Genomic DNA, 21,768 nt, shown 5'->3' with positions numbered 1-21,768 from the left:
CGGACTGGAAGGATTCAGTCGGCTGTGGGGCAGGGGCGGCGATGACGGTGCATCAACTTCCGGTGGAAACTGGGGTGTTCGCGCGATACCTGAAGGGGTTGAGTGCACTCCTCGACCAGGGCGGCGGCTGGTACGGCGTCTTCTGGCAGCGTGATCCCGACGGTATGCGGGCCTGTCTGGAGGGGACGGAGATCCCGCCCTGGGACGTGGTGGAGTCGCTGCTCCACGACATAGCGGCGGTGCGCGGGTCCCATGTCGCCGAGCCGGAGTCCGTCCGCGCGCGACAGCTCCACGCGGCCTCGGCCGCGGCGCACGACCGCCGGCCGGGGGGCCGCGAGGCGCTGGAGGAACGGCTGGAGCTGATGCTCCGCGAAGAGGTGTACGCGAGGGGACGTGCCCAGGAGCTGCTGCGCCGCCTTGCGGAGGAGCCCGAAGGCGGCGCGACGGCGGAACGGCTGGAGCACGAGCTGGAGTGGACCCGCGACGACCACGCGCGGGCCACGGCCAGGGTGGCCGAACTGCGGGCCCGGCTCGCCGCGCTGATCGCCGTGCGGGCCCGCGCTGCGGCGTCCGGCGCGGACGTGCGTACGGAGCACGCCAGGGGCGTGGAGGACTGGGCGCGCGGGGCGGGGCTGTACGCGCAGGCTCCGGCCACGCGCACGGCACACGGAACCCACGCGGCCGATGGCGACGGCTGGGACGGTTTGCGAGGACGGACGGGCGGGCCGTACGCGGCGGACGACGCGACACGGGCCGCGCGGCCGGGGGGCCCGGCGCACGATGCCCGGCCGGGGGGACCGGGGCCCTCCGCGTACGGCGGCGAGCCCGGTGCTCCGACCGGCCCGACGCCCGGTGCGCGGCTCGGCGTGGCGCAGGACTCGACGCCCGGTGCGCGGCCCGCCGTGGCGCAGGACTCTGCGTACGCGGCGCGGCCCGGCGCCTTCGACGGCCCGGATGCGTGGCCGCAGCCGGGCGCGTCCGCCCCGCCCGAGGACTGGTTCCACCCCGATCCGGGCGAGGCAGCCGTCCGTCTGTCCCCTTCGGCGACCCAGACCCAGACCCAGACCCAGACCCAGACCCAGACCCCGATCCCGCCCCCGACGACGGGCAGCGGGGCCACCGCCGGGCCGCCGGCCGCCCACTCGGAGGCCGTAGCCGCCGAGCGCCCCGGCCGCAGGAAGCGCCGGTCCCGGGGAGCCCGGTTCGCCGGCATCGAGGAGGACGGGGGCGAGGCCACCGCCGTGCCCGTGCTGCCGGTGGCCGGTGACGTGCCCCGCGGAGCACGCTACGGCGGCGGCGCGGCCCCGGAGCAGCACGCGCCCGTTCCGCCCGACGCGCCGGAGGGAGCACGCCGGGCAGCCCGCGAGACCGTCGCGGCGCTCGGCAGGCTACGGGCCGAGGGCCGCAGCGGCGAGGCACACGCCGTGCTCTGCGAGGCCGCCGCCCGGCCCGCTCCCTGGCTGCCCGTCATGGCCGCCGAACTGGACCGTGCCGGGCTGGGGGCGGACTGGGCCACTCTGCTGTGGGAGACGGCCTCGCAGCCCACCTTGAGGCTCGCGGCCGCAGCCGGGGCGCTCGCTGCGGCCGGCCGCACGGACGACAGCCGCCAGTTGCTGCGCCAAGGCGTCACCCGGCCGGCCGACGACATCGCCTTCGCCGTACTGGTCCTGGAGGACGAGGGCCGCGACCAGGAGGCGCGGGCTTTACTGACCGCGTTCGTCCAGCTCCACTCCGCCGCGGACGCCGTCAGGATCGCCGACCGCGACCCGCGCCGTCTGGTACCGCTGTTGCTCGATGTCGTCCGCATGATCTCCGTGTCCCACGAGCGGGATCTCGTCCACGCGCTGCGCGTGGCAGGCCATCTCGGCGGCTGATCCTGGGCCGAACCGTGCGGTGTGGACCGCACGGGTGTGAAACATGATCGACTCCGCTGGTTAACGACGATGGTCTTGCCCCAGTCTGTGACGGGGCTTACGTTCTCCTCCTACGCACTAATCTACGTGCGTAGAGCTCGCTGAACCCGCGTCCAAGGAGCAGCTCATGGCCAACGTCGTACGCGCCGCTCTCGTCCAGGCGACCTGGACCGGCGACACCGAATCCATGATTGCCAAGCACGAGGAACACGCCCGTGAGGCGGCCCGACAGGGCGCCAAGGTCATTGGTTTCCAGGAAGTCTTCAACGCTCCCTATTTCTGCCAGGTCCAGGAGCCCGAGCACTACCGCTGGGCCGAGCCCGTTCCGGACGGTCCCACGGTCCGCCGCATGCAGGAACTCGCCCGCGAGACCGGCATGGTGATCGTGGTCCCGGTCTTCGAGATCGAGGGCTCCGGTTTCTACTACAACACCGCCGCGGTGATCGACGCTGACGGCTCCTACCTCGGCAAATACCGCAAGCACCATATTCCGCAGGTCAAGGGCTTCTGGGAGAAGTACTACTTCAAGCCGGGGAACCTGGGCTGGCCCGTCTTCGAGACCGCCGTGGGCAAGGTCGGCGTATACATCTGCTACGACCGGCACTTCCCCGAGGGATGGCGCCAACTTGGCCTGAACGGTGCTCAGCTGGTCTACAACCCGTCGGCCACCTCGCGCGGCCTCTCGTCCTACCTCTGGCAGTTGGAGCAGCCCGCGTCGGCCGTCGCGAACGAGTACTACGTGGCGGCCATCAACCGGGTCGGCCAGGAGGAGTACGGCGACAACGACTTCTACGGCACCAGTTACTTCGTCGACCCACGCGGCCAGTTCGTCGGCGAGGTCGCCAGCGACAAGGAGGAGGAACTGCTCGTCAGGGACCTCGACTTCGACCTGATCGACGTCGTACGGCAGCAGTGGGCGTTCTACCGCGACCGCCGCCCCGACGCCTACGAGGGGCTGGTGCGGCCGTGACGAGCCTGTACGACCGGCACCGGGCCGTCATCCCCGACTGGGTTGCCCTGTACTACAAGCAGCCGATCGAGATCACCCACGGCGAGGGCCGCCATGTCTGGGACGCGGACGGCAACCGCTACCTCGACTTCTTCGGCGGCATCCTCACCACCATGACCGCCCATGCCCTGCCCGAGGTCACCAAGGCGGTGAGCGAGCAGGCCGAGCGGATCGTCCACTCCTCCACGCTCTATCTCAACCGCCCGATGGTCGAGCTCGCCGAGCGGGTCGCCACCCTCTCCGGCATCCCCGACGCCCGGGTCTTCTTCACCACATCCGGCACCGAGGCCAACGACACCGCCCTGCTGCTGGCGACCGGCCACCGCCGGTCCAACCAGATCCTGGCGATGCGCAACAGCTACCACGGCCGGTCCTTCTCAACTGTCTCCATCACCGGGAACCGGAGCTGGTCGCCGACGGGCCTCTCCCCGCTGCAGACGCTGTACGTGCACGGCGGCGTCCGCACCCGGGGCCCCTACGCCCACCTGTCCGACGCGCAGTTCATCGAGGCGTGCGTCGCCGACCTGGAGGACCTGCTCGGTCACACGCGCGACGTGGCCGCTCTGATCGCCGAGCCCATCCAGGGCGTCGGCGGCTTCACCTCGCCGCCCGACGGCCTGTACGCCGCGTTCCGCGAAGTCCTCGCCCAGCGCGGCATCCTGTGGATCTCCGACGAGGTCCAGACCGGCTGGGGCCGCACCGGTGAGCACTTCTGGGGCTGGCAGGCGCACGCCGACAGCGGCCCGCCGGACATCCTCACCTTCGCCAAGGGCATCGCCAACGGCATGTCCGTCGGCGGTGTCGTAGCCTCCGCCGAGATCATGAACTCTCTGGACGCCAACTCCATTTCGACCTTCGGCGGCTCCCCCGTCACCATGGCGGCCGGCCTCGCCAACCTCTCGTATCTGCTGGAGCACGACCTCCAGGGCAACGCCCGCCGTGTCGGCGGACTGCTGATCGAGCGGCTGAGGGCCATCGGCGCGGGCGTTCCCGCCGTGCGCGAGGTACGCGGCAGGGGCCTGATGATCGGCATCGAGCTGGTGCGGCCCGGCACGGACGAGGCAGACCCCGAGGCGGCCTCGGCCGTCCAGGAGGCCGCCCGCATGGGCGGGCTGTTGATCGGCAAGGGCGGCGGCCACAACACCAGCGTCCTGCGCATCGCCCCGCCCCTCTCGCTCACCGTCGCCGAGGCGGAGGAGGGCGCGGCCGTCCTCGAACAGGCCCTGCGCACCGTGTAGTCGACCATCCGTACGAGAGGGAGCGCACCACCATGAGCAATACCCGCACCCTGATCCGTGGCGGCCTGGTCGTCACCGCCGCGGACGAGATCCACGCCGATGTGCTCATCGACGATGGCCGGATCGTCGCTCTCGCCGCGCACGGCTCCGCCGTCGCCGAGGGCTGGACCGCCGACCGCACCATCGACGCCGCGAACAAGTACGTCATCCCGGGCGGTGTCGACGCGCACACGCACATGGAGCTGCCGTTCGGCGGGACCTTCGCCTCCGACACCTTCGAGACCGGCACCCGGGCCGCCGCCTGGGGCGGCACCACCACCATCGTCGACTTCGCCGTTCAGTCGGTCGGCCATGCCCTGCGCGAGGGACTCGACGCCTGGTACGCCAAGGCCGACGGCAAGTGCGCCATCGACTACGGTTTCCACATGATCCTCTCGGACGTCAACGAGTCGTCCCTGAAGGAGATGGATCTGCTCGTCGAGGAGGGCGTCACCTCCTTCAAGCTCTTCATGGCCTACCCGGGCGTCTTCTACAGCGACGACGGCCAGATCCTGCGCGCCATGCAGCGCTCCGCCACCAACGGCGGACTGATCATGATGCACGCCGAGAACGGCATCGCCATCGACGTCCTGGTCGAACAGGCGCTCGCGGAAGGCCGCACCGACCCCCGCTACCACGGCGAGGTGCGCAAGGTCCTGCTGGAGGCCGAGGCCACCCATCGCGCGATCCAGCTCGCCCGGGTCGCCGGCGCACCCCTCTACGTCGTCCATGTGTCCGCCGACGAAGCCGTCGCCGAGCTCGCCGCCGCCCGCGACAAGGGCCTCAACGTCTTCGGCGAGACCTGCCCGCAGTATCTTTTCCTCTCCACCGACAACCTCGCCGAGCCGGACTTCGAAGGCGCGAAGTACGTCTGCTCGACTCCGCTGCGGCCCAAGGAGCATCAGGCCGCGCTCTGGCGCGGACTGCGGACCAACGACCTCCAGGTCGTCTCCACCGACCACTGCCCGTTCTGCTTCGTCGGCCAGAAGGAGCTCGGCCGCGGCGACTTCTCCAAGATCCCCAACGGGCTGCCGGGCGTCGAGCACCGCATGGACCTCCTTCACCAGGCCGTGCTGGACGGGCACATCACCCGCCGCCGCTGGATCGAGATCGCCTGCGCCACTCCGGCCCGCATGTTCGGCCTCTACCCGAAGAAGGGCACCATCGCCCCGGGCGCCGACGCCGATATCGTCATCTACGACCCCCACGGCGAGCAGACCCTCTCCGTAGAGACCCACCACATGAACGTCGACTACTCCGCCTACGAGGGCAGGCGGATCACGGGCCGCGTGGAGACCGTCCTCTCGCGCGGTGAAGTCGTCATCGACCAGCGGGAGTTCACCGGCCGTGCAGGACACGGCCAGTACACCCCGCGAGGCACCTGTCAGTACCTCAACTAGGAGCTCCACGCATGGATTTCGGACTTGTGCTGCAGACTGACCCGCCGGCCTCGGCCGTCGTCGGACTGATGCGGCGCGCGGAACGCAACGGCTTTCGCTACGGATGGACCTTCGATTCGGCCGTGCTCTGGCAGGAGCCCTTCGTCATCTACAGCCAGATCCTCGAACACACCGAGAACCTCACCGTCGGTCCTATGGTGACCAACCCGGGTACCAGGACGTGGGAGGTCACCGCCTCCACCTTCGCCACGCTCAACGACATGTACGGCAACCGGACCGTGTGCGGCATCGGGCGCGGCGACTCGGCGATGCGCGTCGCGGGCCGCAAGCCCAACACCCTGGCCCGGGTGAGCGAGGCCATCGGGGTCATCCGCGACCTCGCCGAGGGCCGTGAGGCCGATGTCGACGGGCAGCCACTGCGGCTGCCCTGGGTGCGGAACGGCAGGCTGCCCGTGTGGATGGCGGCGTACGGCCCCAAGGCGCTCGCCCTCGCGGGCCAGAAGGCGGACGGCTTCATCCTCCAGCTCGCCGACCTCTATCTGACCGAGTCGATGGTCACGGCCGTGCGTACCGCCGCGTCCGACGCCGGGCGGGACCCCGACTCCATCACCATCTGCGTCGCCGCGCCCGCGTACGTCGGAGACGACCTCGCCCACGCCCGCGACCAGTGCCGCTGGTTCGGCGGGATGGTCGGCAACCATGTCGCCGACCTGGTGGCCCGCTACGGCGAGCACTCCGACCTGGTGCCCGAGGCCCTCACCTCGTACATCAAGGCGCGCGAGGGCTACGACTACAGCCATCACGGCCGGGCGGGGAACCCGTCCACCGACTTCGTCCCCGACGAGATCGTCGACCGCTTCTGTCTGCTCGGCCCGGCGGAGGCGCACATCGAGAAGCTCGAGGCGCTGCGCGACCTGGGAGTCGACCAGTTCGCCGTCTACAACATGCACGACGCGAAGGAAGAGACCATCGACGTCTACGGCTCCGAGATCATCCCTGCACTCAACGGCTGAAGGAGCCAACGGAATGCCGGTAACCGCCGGGTCACCCGACCGGATACACGACCCAGAGGGCCGCGTGGAGCTCGCGCCCGGCGCCGCGCCCTCCGACAAGCGCTTCGTCAACGACGATCTGCTGCCCGTACCCGTCGCGCAGCGCCGCTGGACGACCTACAACTTCGCCGCCCTGTGGGTCGGCATGGCCCACAACATCCCGTCCTGGCTGCTCGCCTCCGGCCTGGTGGCGCTCGGCATGGACTGGAAGCAGGCCGTTTTCACCATCGGCCTCGCGAATCTGATCGTGCTGTTCCCCATGCTGCTGACCGGGCACGCGGGACCCAAGTACGGCATTCCCTTCCCTGTCCTCGCGCGGGCGTCCTTCGGGCTGCGCGGCGCGAACCTGCCGGCCCTGATCCGGGCCGGGGTGGCCTGCGCCTGGTTCGGGATCCAGACCTGGATCGGCGGCCAGGGCATCTTCGTCCTGCTCGGCAAGATCTTCGGCGGTTGGGCCGAGGCGTCCGAGGTCGGCGGGCAGCCCTGGACGCTCTGGGTCTGCTTCATCCTCTTCTGGGCCCTTGAACTGGCCATCATCTACCGGGGGATGGAAGCGCTGCGGCGGTTCGAGAACTGGGCGGCGCCCTTCGTCATCGTCGGCGCGCTGGTGCTGCTGGTGTGGATCGCCATGAAGGCGGGAGGCCTCGGCCCGCTGCTCGACCAGCCCTCCAAGCTGGGCTGGGGCTCGGACTTCTGGCCGGTCTTCTTCCCCTCCCTGATGGGAATGATCGCCTTCTGGTCCACGCTGTCCCTCAACATCCCTGACTTCACCCGCTTCGGCGCCGGCCAACGGGCGCAGATCTGGGGGCAGTCGCTCGGCCTGCCGACGACGATGACACTGTTCGCCCTGTTGTCCGTCTTCGTCACCTCCGGTTCCCAGGCGGTGTACGGAACAGCCGTCTGGGACCCCGTCCAGCTCGCGGCCAAGACCGACAATGTCTTCGGACTGCTCTACGCCCTGGTGACCGTGCTCATCGCGACGATCTCCGTGAACATCGCGGCGAACGTCGTCTCACCGGCGTACGACCTGGCCAACCTCGCACCCAAGCTGATCAACTTCCGCAGGGGAGCGATGATCACCGGCGTGGTCGGTGTGCTGATCATGCCGTGGAGGCTCACCGAGACGCCCGAGCTGTACATCTTCACCTGGCTCGGACTGGTCGGCGGGCTGCTCGGCACGGTCGCGGGCATCCTCATCGCGGACTACTGGATCGTCCGAGGAACCGTCCTCGACCTGGCCGGTCTCTACACGCCCGGCAGCCGTTACTGGTACAACGCCGGCTGGAATCCGCGCGCCGTGGCCGCGTTCCTCGTCGGAGGGGTGCTCGCGATCGGCGGCTCACACTCGGCCGAGGGCAAGGGACCCTTCCCCGAGGACGGCCTCATCCCCTTCCTGAAACCGCTCGCCGACTACGGCTGGGCGGTGGGGCTCGCCGCCTCGCTGCTGCTCTATCTGGTGCTGATGCTGCCGGAGCGAGCCAGACTCGCGGCAGCCTGACCCGTGGGCGCCGCACACTCTCTGCGGCGCCCACGCCCACGACGAGCCACGGGCTCAGCGGCGGGACTTCTGGGACTCGACGATCTCGCGCATCGTCGGCACGGCACCCGCCCGCCGCTGGACGCGTTCCGCGAAGCCCGGGAACTGCGCCGCGATCGCGGTCAGCAGCTTCAGCTCCGGGGGAGCGACATTGATCTCGGCGGCATCGCGCTCCACGGCCCGGACCGTGGCGTTCACGACCTGACGGGGGGTGACCGTCCGCACGCCGGCCGGCGTCTTCGCGCCGGTGGCGGCGAACATCCCCAGGTCCCGCACGAAGCCCGGCTGGACGATCGAGACGCCGACGCCCGTGCCGTGCAGATCCTGACGGAAGGCCAGCGCGAATCCGCGCAGGCCGAACTTGGTCGCGGTGTAGAGCGACGAGGACTTGGTCGCCGCCAGGCCGCAGAGCGAGCCGACGAAGGCGATATGGCCGCGGCGGGCCTCGACCATCGCGGGGGAGAGCAGCCGAGCCAGCATCATGGGCGCGCGGAGGTTCACCGCCAGTGCGCGGTCCATCTGTTCGGGGGTGTAGTCGAGCAGATCGCCGCTGGAGGGCAGGGCGGCATTGGCGATCAGGATGTCCGTGCCGGCGGCTTCGTCGGCGAGCCTTCGTACGTCGTCGGCGTCCCCGAGGTCGGCGAGCACGGTGCGTGCCCCATAGCGCTCGGCGAGCGGATCCAGTGCCTCGCGCCGACGGCCGGTCAGAATCAACTGGGCGCCCCTGGCGAACAGTTCGGCGGCGAGCGCGCCACCGATGCCGCCGGTGACTCCGGTGAGCAGAACGGTTGCTCCGCTGATGCGCATCTGGTTACCCTCCAGTACTGTTCGTTCGAACGAACAATAGAGAGGCGGGACGGTCGTGTCCACAGATGAATTCGGCGGACTGGCAGAGCACATCAGGGTGCTGATGGACGGTCAGACCTCCTCCGAGGAGCTGGTGACCGACGCGCTTCGGCGCATCGAGGCCACCCAGCCCACCATCAACGCGTTCCGCTGGACACGCGGCGAACGGGCGGTCGACGAAGCCCGGGACGCCGACCGGCGGCTGGCCGCGGGGGAGCGCCTTCCCCTCCTCGGCGTGCCGATCGCCGTCAAGGACGACACCGATGTCGCCGGACTGCCCACCCTCTTCGGCTGCTCCGGCGAGCTCGCCCCGGCCGACCGGGACGGAGAGGCGGTACGACGGCTGCGCGCGGCCGGAGCCGTCATCGTCGGCAAGACCAACTCCTGCGAACTGGGCCAGTGGCCCTTCACCGAGGGCCCCGCCTTCGGAGCGACCCGCAACCCCTGGTCCCTCGACCACACGCCGGGCGGCTCGTCCGGTGGTTCGGCTGCCGCCGTCGCCGCCGGACTCGTCCCCGCCGCCCTCGGCTCCGACGGAGCGGGCTCGGTACGCATCCCGTCCGCCTGGTCCCATCTCGTCGGCATCAAACCCCAGCGCGGGCGCGTCTCCCTCCACCCGTACGCCGACGCCTTCCAGGGCCTCGCCGTCAACGGCCCGCTCGCCCGGACCGTCGCCGACGCAGCCCTGCTGCTCGACGTCGTGCAGGGCCCGCACCCCGAGGATCTGCGCCGGCCCGCCGATGTCGACGCCTCAGCCGCCGCCCGCCGGGACCCCGGCACGCTGCGGATCGCTCTCGCCTGGCGGCCCCCGCTCACCCTCACCCGCACCATGCCCCACCCCGAGGTGCGCCGTGCCGTCACCGCACTCGCCGAGGCGCTCGCCCGGCTCGGCCACCGCGTCGAGGAGGCCCGGCCACGCTACGGACTCATCGGCCTCGCCTTCGTGCCCCGCGCCACCGCGGGCATCGCGGAGGTCGCCGCCCTGCACCCCGACCCCGCACTCCTCGACCCGCGCACCCGTGCCGCCATGCGGCACGGCCGCACACTCGGCGGTCGCGTCGTACAGGCCGCCCGCGCCCGCGAGGTCCGCCAACACCGCAGGATCGGTGCCATCTTCGACTCGTACGACGTCGTCCTCACGCCCACCACCGCCGCACCGCCCCCGCGTATCGGCACCTTCGACGGGATGAGTGCCTGGCGCACGGACTCGGCCATGGCCGCCGCGTGCCCGTACGCCTGGCCCTGGAACGTCCTCGGCTGGCCCGGCGTCAACGTCCCGGCCGGACTCACCTCCGACGGACTGCCCGTCGGCGCCCAGCTCCTCGGCCCCGCGGGCAGCGAGGAGCGGCTGATCTCGCTCGCCGCCCAACTGGAGGCCGACCAGCGCTGGTACGAGAAGCGCCCGCCCGCCCCGCTGATCCGGGGGAGCGTGCCGATGGAACAATGACCGTCATGTCCAGCCCCGCCAGTTCCGCCGGCTCCGCCCCGACCCGGCAGCGCATCATCACCGCAGTCCTGCACATCATCGGCAAGGACGGCGTCGCCGCGGTCACCAACCGGCGGATCGCCAAGGAGGCCGCGGTCTCGCTCGGCTCGGTCACCTACCACTTCGCCACCCAGCACGACCTGCTGCGCGAGAGCCTGCTGCACTTCGTGCGCGAGGAGACCCGCCGCTTCACCGCGCTCGCCGACCAGTGCCAGAGCGACGGCGTCGACATCGACGGCGCCGCCGCCCTGGCGGGTCAGGTGGCGGGCGGCACAGCCTTCGACAGTGAGCACATCGCGCCCTTCGAGCTGTACGTGCAGGCCGGGCGCGACGAGCGGCTGCGGGAGGCCGCCGCCGAGGCCTTCACCGCGTACGACCGGCTCGCGACGCAGATCCTCGCCGGGCTCGGCGTGCCCGACGCGGAACGCCTCGCGGCGACCACCGTCGCCCTGGTGATGGGCCTCCAGCTGCGACGGATGGCAACGGGAGGCCCGGCCGACGATCTCGTCGACGCGCTGCTGCTGCTCGCCCGGGGCGCGGTCGGCCACGAGGCCGGTCGTTAGGGCCTTCCTTCCGGTTCGCGCCGGGGTCGCCCGATCCAAAGGTCAGGCGGAGCGCGGGCTTTGCTGTCCGGCCATGGCGGCCGTCATCTTCCGCCGGATCGGGCCGACGCGGCCCGCCAGCCGCAGAAACGCCTTGAAGCCGGCCAGTGCCAACCGGTTGTCCGCCACGCCCTGTTCGAGGTTGCGGTTGGCCGCCGCGACCTTGGTGAACGCATGGTCCAGCATGTCCTTCTCGTACGCGCCGACCGCCGCCGCGAGCTCCTGGCCTTCAGCGACGGCGACCAGTCGGCGGCAGAGCAGTTCGGCGTCGACAACGGCGGCGTTCGCACCGGCGCCGGCGGTCGGCGGCATGGCGTGGATCGCGTCTCCGAGCACGGTCACATTGCCGGGCGCCCACGGCTTCGGCCGCCGCGAGGTGTGCAGCGCGTGCACCGAGACCGTGCCGGTGTCGGACTCCTCGATCAGCCGCAGCAGATGCGGGTGCCACGTGCCGACCGACCGCAGCACCAGCGTCCGGATCTCCTCGGCGCTCATCGCCGCCAGTGCCTTGCGGTCCCCGAACTTCTCCCGCTTCGCGAGCACGTTCCACATGACGTAGTCGGTCGTGTTGTCGAGGAGGAGCTGCGGGTCGATGCCGAAGTCGGGGGAAAGGCTCAGCGCCCCGCCCCGCTCGTCGCGGCGGAACTCGTGCACGGCGAGAAAACCGAAGTAGCCGCCCGGTGCGAGGACCATGGCTCCGCCGGTGCTGAACGGGCGGGGCAGCAGCCGGGCCGCATCGCCGCCGAGCGGCACCTTGCCGGAGACGGCGACCGCGCCGGTGTCGGCGTGGGCGGCCTGGGGCAGATACTGCGTGCGCACCGCGGAGTTGGTCCCGTCCGCGCCGACGAGGACGTCGCCGGTGGCCCTCGTACCGTCGGAGAAGTGCGCCGTCACCCGTCCGTCGCGCTCGTGGGTGTAGTGGGTGAAGGCCCTGCCGAAGTGGACGATGTCTCCGAGGCCGGCGAGCAGCACCTCACGGAAGGTGATCCGGCTGACCGACCGGAAGGTGTCCGTCCGGTGGTCGGTGTCCATCCCGATCTCGGTCGTGTCCAGGGTGATCAGTTCGTCCAGCTTCTCGGTGTAGAAGGCGAGCGTGCTGTTGGCCTGGCCACTGGTCGACACGAACAGGTCGTAGACATCGGCGGGCAGACAGGCGTTCAGGGCCCGACAGCCGTACGGGGCCACATGGATCCGGTACCCCTGGAGGCGTTCGGTGCGGGTGCGGTCGCGCTCGTGGACGGTGACGTCGACACCGGCCTGCTTCAGGCCCTGGGCGAGGCTCAGACCACCGATGCCGGCGCCAATGATCATCACGTGCATCCGTGCACTCCTCGATCTTCCGTCTCGGCTTCCGTCACGGCGCAGCCCGGAGGGCGACCGTCGCCGACCCTTGTCCCGGGGCGAGTTGCGCGTCAAGCGTCCCGGCCCGCGACGGGTCCGGTTCCGGCCGCGGTGTCTCCCGCGGCCGACGCGTTCGCGGGCGACCTCCGAGTCCGACGCCGGTCCTTGGCCGGTGAGGTCCGCTCGCATCCGGGAGTACGCGTTTGTCGGCATCGCGTCCCGAGTGCCGGTGTGTGCCGAATTGCCGCGGCGGGCCGACGGCCGGGAAGCATATGGATTCCGTTGTCCGGGAAATGGATTCCGTGGACAAAGGCCGGTCCCCTTCGGTCTTGAGTTGTGGGGAGGAAGGCCGGCTTACGGCGCCGTTTCCTATCCCGCAGGAAAGCAAGCGGGCCGTTGAATCTGCCCTGCCCCGGCAGTTCTTCCCGGATGAGCGATGGGGCGCGGTGAGGGTGTCCGCCTTTCCGGGGAGTGGGCCGACGCCGCGTACGCGATGGCGAGACGCACCAGCGCTGCGCGCCGTCGCCACGGTTCAGTTCCTGGGCCCGTTCCTGTCGTCATGAATTCATCGGATCCCGTGTGATCGATGGCGTCGGATCCCGCACGTGATCGGCATCGTCCGGATCGATCGGCCGGACCCTCGTGACGGCTCCGGTAGGCCTCCGGCCCCGGACTGGTGGGGCTGCCCTTCACCTGGGGGCGCATGGCGCACAGGAGGCGCACTTTTCGGGGAGGCGATGGATTCGCGCGCCGCTTTCTGAGGCGTGTGTGATTCGACCCCGTATGCCCTACGCCAGAGTGTGTAGCGAGAGCGGGCGGGGCTGACCAGTTCTGCGGTGTCCGGCGCACACCATCCGACGTCACGGCCTCCGGGGTATTTACTGGGTGATCGGTGGAAGTGCACCGCCCTCGGAACAGAGCCGAGGGATGGGGCCGCGCGGATCCCGCGAAGCCGCCTTCGCTGCCGTCGCGCACAACTGGGGGAAATTCCGTGTCGGTTTCCGGCGTTCACGTGCGGACCAATGTCAACGTCGCCACCCGGGCGACCGTCTACACCGCGAATGAAATCGTACGCATTTTCTACGAGGCCGTGTCTGATGTCGGACTGGATGTCACGGAACTCGCCGAGATCCAGCCCGTTGTCGAGAAGGGCCTGCGGACCTGGCTCGCCATGCGCAAGCTGGAGGCCGCCTACCTGGAGATCTTCGATGTGGCGTCCAACACGGTCCGGTGCCGCACGGACCTGAACATCGTGTACGTCGCCGAGATCGATGAGAAGTTCCGCACCGACATCGACCGGGTGAAGGCGGTCACCGGTTCCCTGGGCAGTTACCCCGGCTGCAGCTACCGCGTGGTGGTGTCGCTCGCCGACGGGGCTCCGGACGTGCAGGGCTGGCACACCACCATGCTGGGCAACGTGGAACACCTCGCCCGGCGCGATGTGGGTGACGTGATCGACACGGCGGCCATTCAGACCCGCATGTTCGTGTGGTCCTGACAGAGCGAACGAGGAGGAGACCCACGATGCAGGTGAACTATCTGCTGGACGGCCGGCCGCACGAACTGAGCGTCGGGGAGACCGACGACCTGGCAGAGCTGTGCGCACGGGTGGAAAAGGGCCTGCGTGCCGCGCACGCCGACCTCGCCGACGCACCCCACCTGGCGGAGAAGGTGGCCGACGGACTGCTGAACGCGCTCAGTACCCCTGCCAACGGCACGGATCTCGGGGAGATCGCATGAGCGGAGCCGACACCGAACTGCTCACCGTGTCCTGGTTGCCGGACGAGGCCGAGAGGCTGCGCGCCTCCTGGGACACCGTGATCGTGCCCGACGAGGTCAGGACGCTGCTGCTGTCCTACACCCGAACCCTCACCCGTATGGCGAAGGTGCCCGCCCAGGCGCTCGGACTGCGTCGCAGCGTGTTGCTGTACGGGCCGCCGGGGTGCGGGAAGACAAGCCTGGCCCGCGGCCTGCCGGCGGCATACGCGGACGACGCCCCCGCGGGGCCCATGATCTTCATCCACGTCAACACCCACGCCCTGTTCAGCGGCGTCCGCGGCGGCGGTCAGCAGCGCGTCCTGGAGGCCTTCGCCCGTATCAGGGAGGCCGCCCAGTCCGACCGTCCGGTATTCGTGCTCCTCGACGAGGTCGAGACCCTGGGGACCGACCGGTCGGCCATCAGCCTGGAGTCGAATCCGGTGGATGCGCTGTTCCAGGTGAACGCCTTCATGGAGTCCCTCGACCGATGCGTGGAGGAGTGCCGCGGGGTGCTGTTCGTGCTGACCACGAACACGCCGCGTTCGCTCGACCGGGCGGTGCGCGAACGGGTGGATTTCGCCCTGAAGGTTCCGCTGCCGGATGCCGGGGCCCGGTCCCGCATCCTGCGGGACGCACTCGAAGCACTCGCCGTCGCCTACGAGGTCGATGGCGCGCTCACGGCCGCCCGAAACAGCCAGGACAGTGCCTGGGGCGCGCTGGTGAGACGGACGGACGGCTTGTCGGGCCGGGGGCTGCGGCACGTCGTGGTCCTCGCCGCGGCACTCGCGGACGCCTCCCCGTCGATCGGCCTGGACCTGCTTGACGCGGCGCTGGACCGGATCCTCGGCGTCGAGGAGGACCTGCTGCGCAGCGGCGGCAACTATGTAGAGGCATACCAGAACGGCGGAAAACGACTGTGAGATTCGAACGTATCCTCGTCCAGGGGGCCCAGCGTTCCACCGATCAGGTGTGCCGGGAACTGACCGGTTTCGTGGAACGGTGCCTGGAGGACCTCGGCCATCCGGGCGCCGAGCACGTCCACTCCGTTCTTGGCCCGGCTCAGCCGCTGCTGCGGATCCTGACCGCGCGACGGGGGTTCCCGGACTCTGCTGTCTCCCTCCATGTGGCCGAAGTCGAGGTCTTCGTGTCGGTCTCCTACGACACCCGGGCCGACGACCGGCTCGACGTCCCGATCGTGAAGCTCCACCCGGGCCACGAGCGGCCTCCCGGAGCCCTGGTGGTCGTGCACGCCGACTGCGAGGTGGAACCGCGCATGCGCCTCGCGGCGGAGTCCGCGGGAGGCGACATGCTCCGGGTGGAGGTGCGGCATGCACCGCCGGTCGGCCAGGCGCCCGCACGAGACGCCACGCCTGGGCCGCAGGAGGTACCGCCGGGGGACGGCGTGCCTTGTCCCGAGCCGGTGGCGGAGCGCGTGCCGGCCGATGCGCCGACATCGACGAACGCACCGACACCGGCCGGCGCCCCGGGCGCCGACGCGGCTTCCCTGCCCTCGGATTCCCTGCCCTCGGCCTCCCCGCCCGCGGACGCCCCGTCACCGGCTGCGCCTCGGTCCGCGGATGTCCCCGGACCGGCCGGGCAGCCCCGCACCGACGGTTCGCCGCTTGTCCCGGGTGGGGATTCGGGAGCGAGGGCTCCGGAGGGCGAGCCGACCACGCATTCCTGACGGGTCATCAGGTCACCAGAACGCTGGTACGGCGACGCGGCCGAAGTGCCGGTCACCGAGCTGCTGTCGCAGCCGTAGAACGCGGAGCCGTACAAAGCGAAGCCGTACAACTCGGAGGCGTACAACGCCGCTGGCGCGTCCTCATGGGCGAGTGGGCCTCCTGGGCACTGCGGCTGGGCAGCCCCGGCGGCCGTGCACCCGTCCTCAGCGCCCACGCCACCCGCGGTCGCCTCCGGCGCGCTCGGGGACGACGCAACGTGAGCGTCGAATCCCGTACGCCCCCGGAGGCGATCGCCGGGCTGCATCTGCGTGGCCAGGCGTCACCGTCGGTGCCCCCTGGTCGGAGGGCGGACTCTGCGCGGTCGCCAGGGACCCGCGCACCGGGGCGTTGACCGCGGCGGCGAACCCAAGAGGAATGCAGGGTTACGCGGTGGGGCGCTGAGCGGACAGCACGATGTCAGCGGGCCGTGCTTAGCTGGACGCATGATCGATGAATTCTTGAACGGTGACCTGTCCACAGTCGAGGAGGCGGTCCGCAAGGCGGCCGCCGCCGAGATCGTGCCGCGCTTCCGGCAGCTCGCCGCGCACGAGATCGTCGAGAAGAGCGGCCCGCACGACCTCGTGACCAGCGCGGACCGCCTCGCCGAGGAGCACCTCACGGCGTCCCTGACGGCTCTGCTGCCCGGTTCCGTAGTGGTGGGCGAGGAGGCGGTCCACGCCGACCCCGCGGTCTGCGACGCACTGCACGGCGACGCGCCCGTCTGGATCGTCGACCCCGTGGACGGCACACGGCAGTTCGTCCGCGGCGAGGCCGGTTTCTGCACGCTCGTCGCGCTCGCTCTGCGGGGTGAGGTGCTGGCCTCCTGGACGTATGCGCCGGTGATCGAGGAGATGGCGTTCGCGATCAGGGGCGGCGGCGCGTGGCTCAACGGCACGGCGATACGGTCGGGCTCACCCGCTCCGGGCGCGGTCCTCAAGGTCGCCATGTCCCACCCCGACTACACGACACCGGACCAGAAGCGGGCGCTCCTCGGCCTCGACGTCGAGGGTGTCCACGGGCGTCCCTGCGGATCGGCGGGCCTGGAATATCTGGACGTCGCGCGGGGCGACCTGGACGCGGTGGCCTTCTCCTGGGAGAACGCATGGGATCATGCGGCCGGCCTGCTCCTGGTGACGGAGGCCGGCGGGGCGCACACGACGGTGGCGGGAGAGCCGTTCCGTGTGGCGGGCGGCAATGCGCTGCCGTTCACGGCGGCGCGGGACGCGGAGACCGCCGCACGGGTGCGGGATCTGCTGCGCGGCGCGTAGCGCGGGGCACGGCCGCGCCGTCAGCCGATCCGCGCCCGAACCTCGGCGACCAGGGCTCCCGCCCTCTCCACCGCGTCCGCGTCCAGCGCGCGCAGCGTGGCCGCGACCTCGGCCGCGAAGTCCGCGGGCGCCGCGGAGGACGACGACGCGGTCCGCAGCGCGCCCTTCTCGTTCAGGCACCACGCCCGCTCGTACGCGTGCAGCGACTGCACCAGCACGCCGAACGCCCTGGCCAGACACAGCGACACATGCAGCACGTCCCCGGAGCCCACCGACTTCCGTGCCGCCGCGACCGAGAGGTCCGCCTCCCACGACGCGTCGATCAGCGCGCGCCGCAAGCGCTCGGGATACTCGTGGGTCTGTGCGCGCAGCGCCGTCAACGCGCCGTCCGCGTCGGCCAGTACACGGCACAGGGCCACCTCGCCCGCATAGGCAGGCGACCAGAAACCCAGCGGATGGCCGGGCTGTGTCCCGGTCTCGTAGCGTCCCGCCCGACAGTCCGCCCAGACCGCTTCGACCCGGTCGAGGTCCCGCAGGATCCAGTCCACCGGTTCGCCGTCGACGGACAGCCATGCACCGCCATCGACCCACGGCCCCCAGCCGCCGGGCCCGGCGACGTCCACCGGGGCGCCGGTCACCTCCGCGGCCAGGGCCGCCAGTGCCTCGACATCCAGCGGGCCCCGGTAGTAGACGCCCAGGTCCCAGTCGGAGTCCGCGCGGTGCGCGCCCCGCGCACGGCTGCCGCCCAGCGCCACCGAACGGACCCCGCGCACGGCCGTGAGCTGCAAAGACATCGCTTCGATCGTGGAATTCATCGCGGCGGAGCCTACCCCCGCCCCAGTCGGGGGCGCCCCGCAATATCCTGGAGACCTTGGCCATCGGCTGACAAAGGAGTCCGAAGGTGCCGTCGATGCTCGATGCCGTCGTCGTGGGGGCGGGACCCAACGGGCTGACCGCAGCCGTCGAACTGGCCCGCCGCGGCTTCTCGGTGGCGGTGTTCGAAGCGATGGACACCGTCGGCGGGGGAGCGAGAACCGAGGAGCTCACCCTCCCCGGCTTCCGCCACGACCCCTGCTCCGCCGTTCACCCCCTCGGTGTCGGCTCGCCCGCCTTCGCCGCCATGCCGCTCGCCCGGCACGGCCTGGAGTGGCTGCACCCCGAGCTTCCCCTCGCCCACCCCTTTCCGGACGGCACGGCCGCCGTCCTGAGCCGCTCGGTCGGCGAGAGCGCCATGTCCCTCGGTGCCATCGACGCCGGGGCCTACCGCCGTCTCGTCGCGCCCTTCCTCGGCCACTGGGACACCCTCGCCGCGGACTTCCTGCGCACTCCGTGGGACGGGCTGCCCCGCGATCCGTACCGCCTGGGCCGGTTCGGGCTGACCGCGCTCCAGCCCGCCGCCTGGATCTCGCGCCGCTTCGAGGGCGAACGGGCACGCGGACTCCTCGCCGGGCTCGCCGCCCATGCCATCGCCCCCACCAGCTCGGTCGCCACCGCCGGTGTCGCCCTGTGCTTCGCCCTCGCCGCCCACGAGGTCGGCTGGCCGATCCCGCGCGGCGGTTCGCAGGCGATCTCCGACGCCCTCGCCTCCTATCTGCTCGAACAGGGCGGCGCGATCCACACCGGCGCCGAGGTCAGGCGGCTGGACGAACTGCCCCCGGCCCGCGCGTACATCTTCGACACGTCTCCGACCGCGCTCGCCAGGATCGCCGGGCTCGGTCAGGCGTATCAGCACTACCGCTACGGTCCGTCCGCGTTCAAGATCGACTATGCCCTGTCGGGCCCGGTGCCCTGGACCGCCAAGGAGGCCCGCGTCGCCGGGACCGTGCACATCGGTCCGACTGCCGGGGAGATCGACGCGGCCCTCCGCGCCGCCGTCACGGGCCGCGACCCCGAGGTCCCCTTCCTGATCACCGCCCAGCCCAGCGTCCTCGACCCCTCCCGCGCCCCGGCCGGGAAGCACGTCCTGTGGGCGTACGGTCATGTGCCGGCAGGCTGGGACGGTGACGCGACCGAGGTCATCGAGCGACAGCTGGAACGCTTCGCGCCCGGCTTCCGTGACCTGGTCCTCGCCCGCGCCGTCGCCGGTCCGCCCCAACTCGCCCGGCGCAACGCCAACTACGTCGGCGGCGACATCGCCTGCGGAGCCTTCGCCGGACTCCAGACGCTGATCCGCCCCAGGCTCGCCCGCGTCCCGTACGCCACCGCCCATCCCGCCGTCTTCATCTGCTCGGCGGCGACCCCGCCGGGCCCGGGCGTCCACGGGATGTCGGGTCACCACGCGGCCAAGGCGGTCTGGCGCAGTCTGCGCAGGGGGCGTACTGCGTAAGGGCTGTCCCGTCATCCCCGGCGGGTCGGCGCACGGCGTCAGATGCGGTGCGTCGCAAGGCGGCGGGCCATCCTCATACCAGGCGTATTCGGATGAGCCCGACAACACGGCGAGGTGCCGCAGCCGACGTCGGGCGCCCGGTGGGGATGGGGGGACAGCCGTAGGCTGGGATCATGACCGAGATCAAGCTGGTGCGCGGCGACATCACCCGGCAGCAGGCCGACGCCATCGTGAACGCGGCCAACTCCTCGCTGCTCGGCGGGGGCGGCGTCGACGGCGCGATCCACCGCCGCGGCGGTCCCGAGATCCTCGCGGAGTGCCGGGCCCTGCGCGCCTCGCGGTACGGCACGGGGCTCCGGACCGGGCAGGCGGTCGCGACCACCGCGGGTCGGCTGGACGCCGACCATGTGATCCATACGGTTGGACCCGTCTGGTCCCGGCAGGAGGACCGCTCCGAGCTGCTGGCCTCGTGCTATCGCGAATCGCTGCGCGTTGCTCAGGAGTTGGGTGCCAGGACGGTCGCCTTCCCGGCCATCTCGACCGGTATCTACGGCTGGCCGATGGACGACGGTGCCCGCATCGCGATCCGTACGGTCCGTGAGACCGCTGCCGCACCCGTCGGGGAGGTACGGTTCGTGCTCTTCGACGAACAGGCGTACAGCGAATTCGAGAGCGCCCTGGCAGCTCAAGGATGATGTCGTTTTCTCGCTAGCCCGAGCTCTGGTCGTGCCGGATGCTTGAGCCATGCACACCGACACCGAGCGCTGCGTACGCGCCGTCCAGTCGAAGGACGCCCGCTTCGACGGCTGGTTCTTCACGGCCGTGCTGACCACGCGGATCTACTGCCGCCCCAGCTGCCCGGTGGTGCCGCCGAAGGTCGAGAACATGACCTTCTACCCGAGCGCCGCCGCCTGCCAACAGGCCGGATTCCGGGCCTGCAAGCGCTGCCGCCCCGACACCAGCCCCGGCTCCCCCCAGTGGAACGCCCGCGCCGACGCCGTCGCCCGCGCCATGCGTCTGATCAGCGACGGCGTCGTCGACCGCGAGGGCGTCCCCGGCCTCGCCGCCCGCCTCGGCTACTCCACCCGCCAGATCGAGCGCCAGCTCCTCGCCGAACTCGGCGCCGGTCCCCTTGCCCTGGCCCGCGCCCAGCGCGCCCAGACCGCGCGCGTGCTGATCGAGACCACCGGACTGCCGATGGCCGAGGTCGCGTTCGCCGCCGGCTTCTCCTCCATCCGCACCTTCAACGACACTGTTCGCGACGTCTTCGCGCTCGCGCCGAGCGAACTGCGTACCCGCGCCGCCCGCAGCCGCGCCAGACCCCCGCAGACGCCGGGAGTGATCGCCCTGCGTCTGCCGTACCGCGCGCCGCTCGACCCGAGCAATCTCTTCGGCCATCTCGCCGCCACCGGCGTGCCCGGCGTCGAGGAGTGGCGGGACGGGGCGTACCGCCGCACCCTGAGCCTTCCGCACGGCCACGGCATCGTGGCCCTCACCCCGCGGCCCGACCACATCGCCTGCCGGCTCTCCCTCACCGACCCGCGCGACCTCACGATCGCGATCAGCCGCTGCCGCTGGATGCTCGACCTCGACGCCGATCCGGTCGCCGTCGACGACCAGTTGCGCACGGACGAACTGCTCGCCCCGCTCGTCGACAAGGCGCCCGGCCGACGCGTGCCACGGACGGTCGACGCCGCGGAGTTCGCGGTCCGGGCGGTGCTGGGCCAGCAGGTCTCGACGGCCGCGGCCCGCACCCACGCCGCCCGCCTGGTCACCGCCCACGGCCAAGCTGTCGACGACCCCGACGGCGGCCTCACCCACCTCTTCCCGTCCTCCGAGGCCCTCGCCGCCCTGGACCCTGAGACCCTTGCGCTGCCCGGCAGCCGCCGCACCACGCTCACGACCCTCGTCGGGGCGCTCGCCGACGGTTCGCTGCGGCTCGGCCTCGACAGCGACTGGGACCGGGCTCGTGCCCAGCTCACCGCGCTCCCCGGCTTCGGCCCGTGGACCGTCGAGGTGATCGCGATGCGCGCACTCGGCGACCCGGACGCGTTCCTGCCCGGCGACCTCGGGATGCGGCGCGCGGCGGCCGGACTGGGCCTGCCCTCCACCCCGGCCGCACTCACCGCGCGGGCGGCGGCCTGGCGGCCCTGGCGCGCCTATGCCGTGCAGTATCTGTGGGCGACCGAAGCGCACCCCATCAACCACCTCCCCGCGTAAGGAAGTTCC

19 protein-coding genes and 1 pseudogene are annotated in these 21,768 nt (G+C 71.3%); 17 read left to right on the top strand and 3 right to left on the bottom strand.

The genetic code is table 11. The features are described from left to right. Positions 1–98 precede the first annotated feature (98 nt). The 6 genes from OG293_RS06185 to OG293_RS06160 all read left to right on the top strand — a co-directional run bounded on the left by OG293_RS06185 (position 99) and on the right by OG293_RS06160 (position 8,149). Entirely contained in the window at positions 99–1,874 is a 1,776-nt protein-coding gene (locus tag OG293_RS06185; RefSeq protein ID WP_405997746.1) for a hypothetical protein, read from the top strand. A 166-nt stretch (positions 1,875–2,040) separates the two neighbouring features. After that, positions 2,041–2,883 (top strand): nitrilase-related carbon-nitrogen hydrolase, encoded by an 843-nt coding sequence (locus OG293_RS06180; protein ID WP_405997745.1) that lies wholly within the window; start codon positions 2,041–2,043, stop codon positions 2,881–2,883. After that, the gene (locus OG293_RS06175; RefSeq protein WP_405997744.1) at positions 2,880–4,160 is read left to right on the top strand and encodes an aspartate aminotransferase family protein; all 1,281 of its coding nucleotides are present in this window, start codon (positions 2,880–2,882) and stop codon (positions 4,158–4,160) included. The genes OG293_RS06180 and OG293_RS06175 overlap by 4 nt, the downstream gene beginning before the upstream one ends. 32 nt (positions 4,161–4,192) lie before the next feature. After that, entirely contained in the window at positions 4,193–5,599 is a 1,407-nt protein-coding gene (hydA, locus tag OG293_RS06170) for a dihydropyrimidinase (RefSeq protein WP_405997743.1), read from the top strand. Between the two features lie 11 nt (positions 5,600–5,610). Then, the gene (locus tag OG293_RS06165) at positions 5,611–6,612 is read left to right on the top strand and encodes a TIGR03842 family LLM class F420-dependent oxidoreductase (RefSeq protein WP_405997742.1); all 1,002 of its coding nucleotides are present in this window, start codon (positions 5,611–5,613) and stop codon (positions 6,610–6,612) included. A gap of 13 nt (positions 6,613–6,625) precedes the next feature. Continuing rightward, positions 6,626–8,149, top strand: coding sequence for an NCS1 family nucleobase:cation symporter-1 (locus OG293_RS06160; RefSeq protein ID WP_405997741.1), 1,524 nt, complete (start codon positions 6,626–6,628; stop codon positions 8,147–8,149). Positions 8,150–8,203: 54 nt separating this feature from the next. On the opposite strand, the gene OG293_RS06155 is transcribed toward OG293_RS06160, so the two are convergent. After that, the gene (locus OG293_RS06155; RefSeq protein ID WP_405997740.1) at positions 8,204–8,995 is read right to left on the bottom strand and encodes an SDR family NAD(P)-dependent oxidoreductase; all 792 of its coding nucleotides are present in this window, start codon (positions 8,993–8,995) and stop codon (positions 8,204–8,206) included. A 55-nt stretch (positions 8,996–9,050) separates the two neighbouring features. Between OG293_RS06155 and OG293_RS06150 the strand changes: the two genes are divergently transcribed. Together OG293_RS06150 and OG293_RS06145 are read left to right on the top strand one after the other, a co-directional pair. Then, a complete protein-coding gene (locus tag OG293_RS06150; protein ID WP_405997739.1) occupies positions 9,051–10,481 on the top strand; it encodes an amidase in 1,431 nt (476 codons plus the stop codon). Between the two features lie 5 nt (positions 10,482–10,486). Then, entirely contained in the window at positions 10,487–11,083 is a 597-nt protein-coding gene (locus OG293_RS06145) for a TetR/AcrR family transcriptional regulator (protein ID WP_405997738.1), read from the top strand. Positions 11,084–11,125: 42 nt separating this feature from the next. Here the strand turns inward: OG293_RS06145 and OG293_RS06140 are convergent, their stop codons facing one another. Next, positions 11,126–12,442, bottom strand: a complete 1,317-nt coding sequence (locus OG293_RS06140) for an FAD-dependent oxidoreductase (RefSeq protein ID WP_405997737.1) — start codon at positions 12,440–12,442, stop codon at positions 11,126–11,128. 1,033 nt (positions 12,443–13,475) lie between these two features. On the opposite strand from OG293_RS06140, the gene OG293_RS06135 reads away from it, so the two are divergent. From OG293_RS06135 to OG293_RS06110, 6 genes and pseudogenes are all read left to right on the top strand, one after another. After that, positions 13,476–13,961 (top strand): hypothetical protein, encoded by a 486-nt coding sequence (locus tag OG293_RS06135; protein WP_405997736.1) that lies wholly within the window; start codon positions 13,476–13,478, stop codon positions 13,959–13,961. Between the two features lie 26 nt (positions 13,962–13,987). Beyond that, positions 13,988–14,203: a hypothetical protein gene (locus tag OG293_RS06130; RefSeq protein ID WP_405997735.1), complete on the top strand. Its 216-nt coding sequence runs from the start codon at positions 13,988–13,990 to the stop codon at positions 14,201–14,203. Beyond that, on the top strand, positions 14,200–15,141 hold the full coding sequence (locus tag OG293_RS06125; RefSeq protein ID WP_405997734.1) for an AAA family ATPase: 942 nt from the start codon (positions 14,200–14,202) through the stop codon (positions 15,139–15,141). The genes OG293_RS06130 and OG293_RS06125 overlap by 4 nt, the downstream gene beginning before the upstream one ends. Continuing rightward, positions 15,138–15,905, top strand: coding sequence for a hypothetical protein (locus OG293_RS06120; RefSeq protein WP_405997733.1), 768 nt, complete (start codon positions 15,138–15,140; stop codon positions 15,903–15,905). Before OG293_RS06125 ends, OG293_RS06120 begins: the two co-directional genes overlap by 4 nt. Positions 15,906–16,162: 257 nt before the next feature. Beyond that, a pseudogene (locus tag OG293_RS06115) lies at positions 16,163–16,347 on the top strand (gamma-glutamyltransferase family protein); the annotation flags it as partial. Positions 16,348–16,388: 41 nt separating this feature from the next. After that, positions 16,389–17,213, top strand: a complete 825-nt coding sequence (locus tag OG293_RS06110) for an inositol monophosphatase family protein (protein WP_405997732.1) — start codon at positions 16,389–16,391, stop codon at positions 17,211–17,213. A gap of 20 nt (positions 17,214–17,233) precedes the next feature. On the opposite strand, the gene OG293_RS06105 is transcribed toward OG293_RS06110, so the two are convergent. Then, complete coding sequence (locus OG293_RS06105; RefSeq protein WP_405997731.1) at positions 17,234–18,028, bottom strand: nucleotidyltransferase domain-containing protein; 795 nt, start codon at positions 18,026–18,028, stop codon at positions 17,234–17,236. Between the two features lie 86 nt (positions 18,029–18,114). Here OG293_RS06105 and OG293_RS06100 point away from each other — a divergent pair, with 86 nt between their 5' ends. The 3 genes from OG293_RS06100 to OG293_RS06090 all read left to right on the top strand — a co-directional run bounded on the left by OG293_RS06100 (position 18,115) and on the right by OG293_RS06090 (position 21,759). Continuing rightward, entirely contained in the window at positions 18,115–19,539 is a 1,425-nt protein-coding gene (locus OG293_RS06100) for a phytoene desaturase family protein (RefSeq protein ID WP_405997730.1), read from the top strand. A 173-nt stretch (positions 19,540–19,712) separates the two neighbouring features. Beyond that, a complete protein-coding gene (locus OG293_RS06095; RefSeq protein ID WP_405997729.1) occupies positions 19,713–20,234 on the top strand; it encodes an O-acetyl-ADP-ribose deacetylase in 522 nt (173 codons plus the stop codon). 49 nt (positions 20,235–20,283) lie between these two features. Then, a complete protein-coding gene (locus OG293_RS06090) occupies positions 20,284–21,759 on the top strand; it encodes a DNA-3-methyladenine glycosylase 2 family protein (RefSeq protein WP_405997728.1) in 1,476 nt (491 codons plus the stop codon). Positions 21,760–21,768: the final 9 nt, after the last annotated feature.

It is taken from the genome of Streptomyces sp. NBC_00829 (genome assembly GCF_045161795.1).
Lineage (GTDB): Bacteria > Actinomycetota > Actinomycetes > Streptomycetales > Streptomycetaceae > Streptomyces.
Note: the sequence above shows the minus strand (reverse complement) of the source record. Positions and strands in the feature narration are given on the sequence as shown.

Excerpts from the sequence above, each read along its gene's own strand:
- OG293_RS06180 (WP_405997745.1), top strand. The coding sequence starts at position 2,041 with ATGGCCAACGTCGTACGCGCCGCTCTCGTCCAGGCGACCTGGACCGGC.
- hydA (WP_405997743.1), top strand. The coding sequence starts at position 4,193 with ATGAGCAATACCCGCACCCTGATCCGTGGCGGCCTGGTCGTCACCGCC.
- OG293_RS06165 (WP_405997742.1), top strand. The coding sequence starts at position 5,611 with ATGGATTTCGGACTTGTGCTGCAGACTGACCCGCCGGCCTCGGCCGTC.
- OG293_RS06160 (WP_405997741.1), top strand. The coding sequence starts at position 6,626 with ATGCCGGTAACCGCCGGGTCACCCGACCGGATACACGACCCAGAGGGC.
- OG293_RS06155 (WP_405997740.1), bottom strand. The coding sequence starts at position 8,995 with ATGCGCATCAGCGGAGCAACCGTTCTGCTCACCGGAGTCACCGGCGGC.
- OG293_RS06145 (WP_405997738.1), top strand. The coding sequence starts at position 10,487 with ATGTCCAGCCCCGCCAGTTCCGCCGGCTCCGCCCCGACCCGGCAGCGC.
- OG293_RS06140 (WP_405997737.1), bottom strand. The coding sequence starts at position 12,442 with ATGCACGTGATGATCATTGGCGCCGGCATCGGTGGTCTGAGCCTCGCC.
- OG293_RS06130 (WP_405997735.1), top strand. The coding sequence starts at position 13,988 with ATGCAGGTGAACTATCTGCTGGACGGCCGGCCGCACGAACTGAGCGTC.
- OG293_RS06125 (WP_405997734.1), top strand. The coding sequence starts at position 14,200 with ATGAGCGGAGCCGACACCGAACTGCTCACCGTGTCCTGGTTGCCGGAC.
- OG293_RS06110 (WP_405997732.1), top strand. The coding sequence starts at position 16,389 with ATGATCGATGAATTCTTGAACGGTGACCTGTCCACAGTCGAGGAGGCG.
- OG293_RS06105 (WP_405997731.1), bottom strand. The coding sequence starts at position 18,028 with ATGAATTCCACGATCGAAGCGATGTCTTTGCAGCTCACGGCCGTGCGC.
- OG293_RS06095 (WP_405997729.1), top strand. The coding sequence starts at position 19,713 with ATGACCGAGATCAAGCTGGTGCGCGGCGACATCACCCGGCAGCAGGCC.
- OG293_RS06090 (WP_405997728.1), top strand. The coding sequence starts at position 20,284 with ATGCACACCGACACCGAGCGCTGCGTACGCGCCGTCCAGTCGAAGGAC.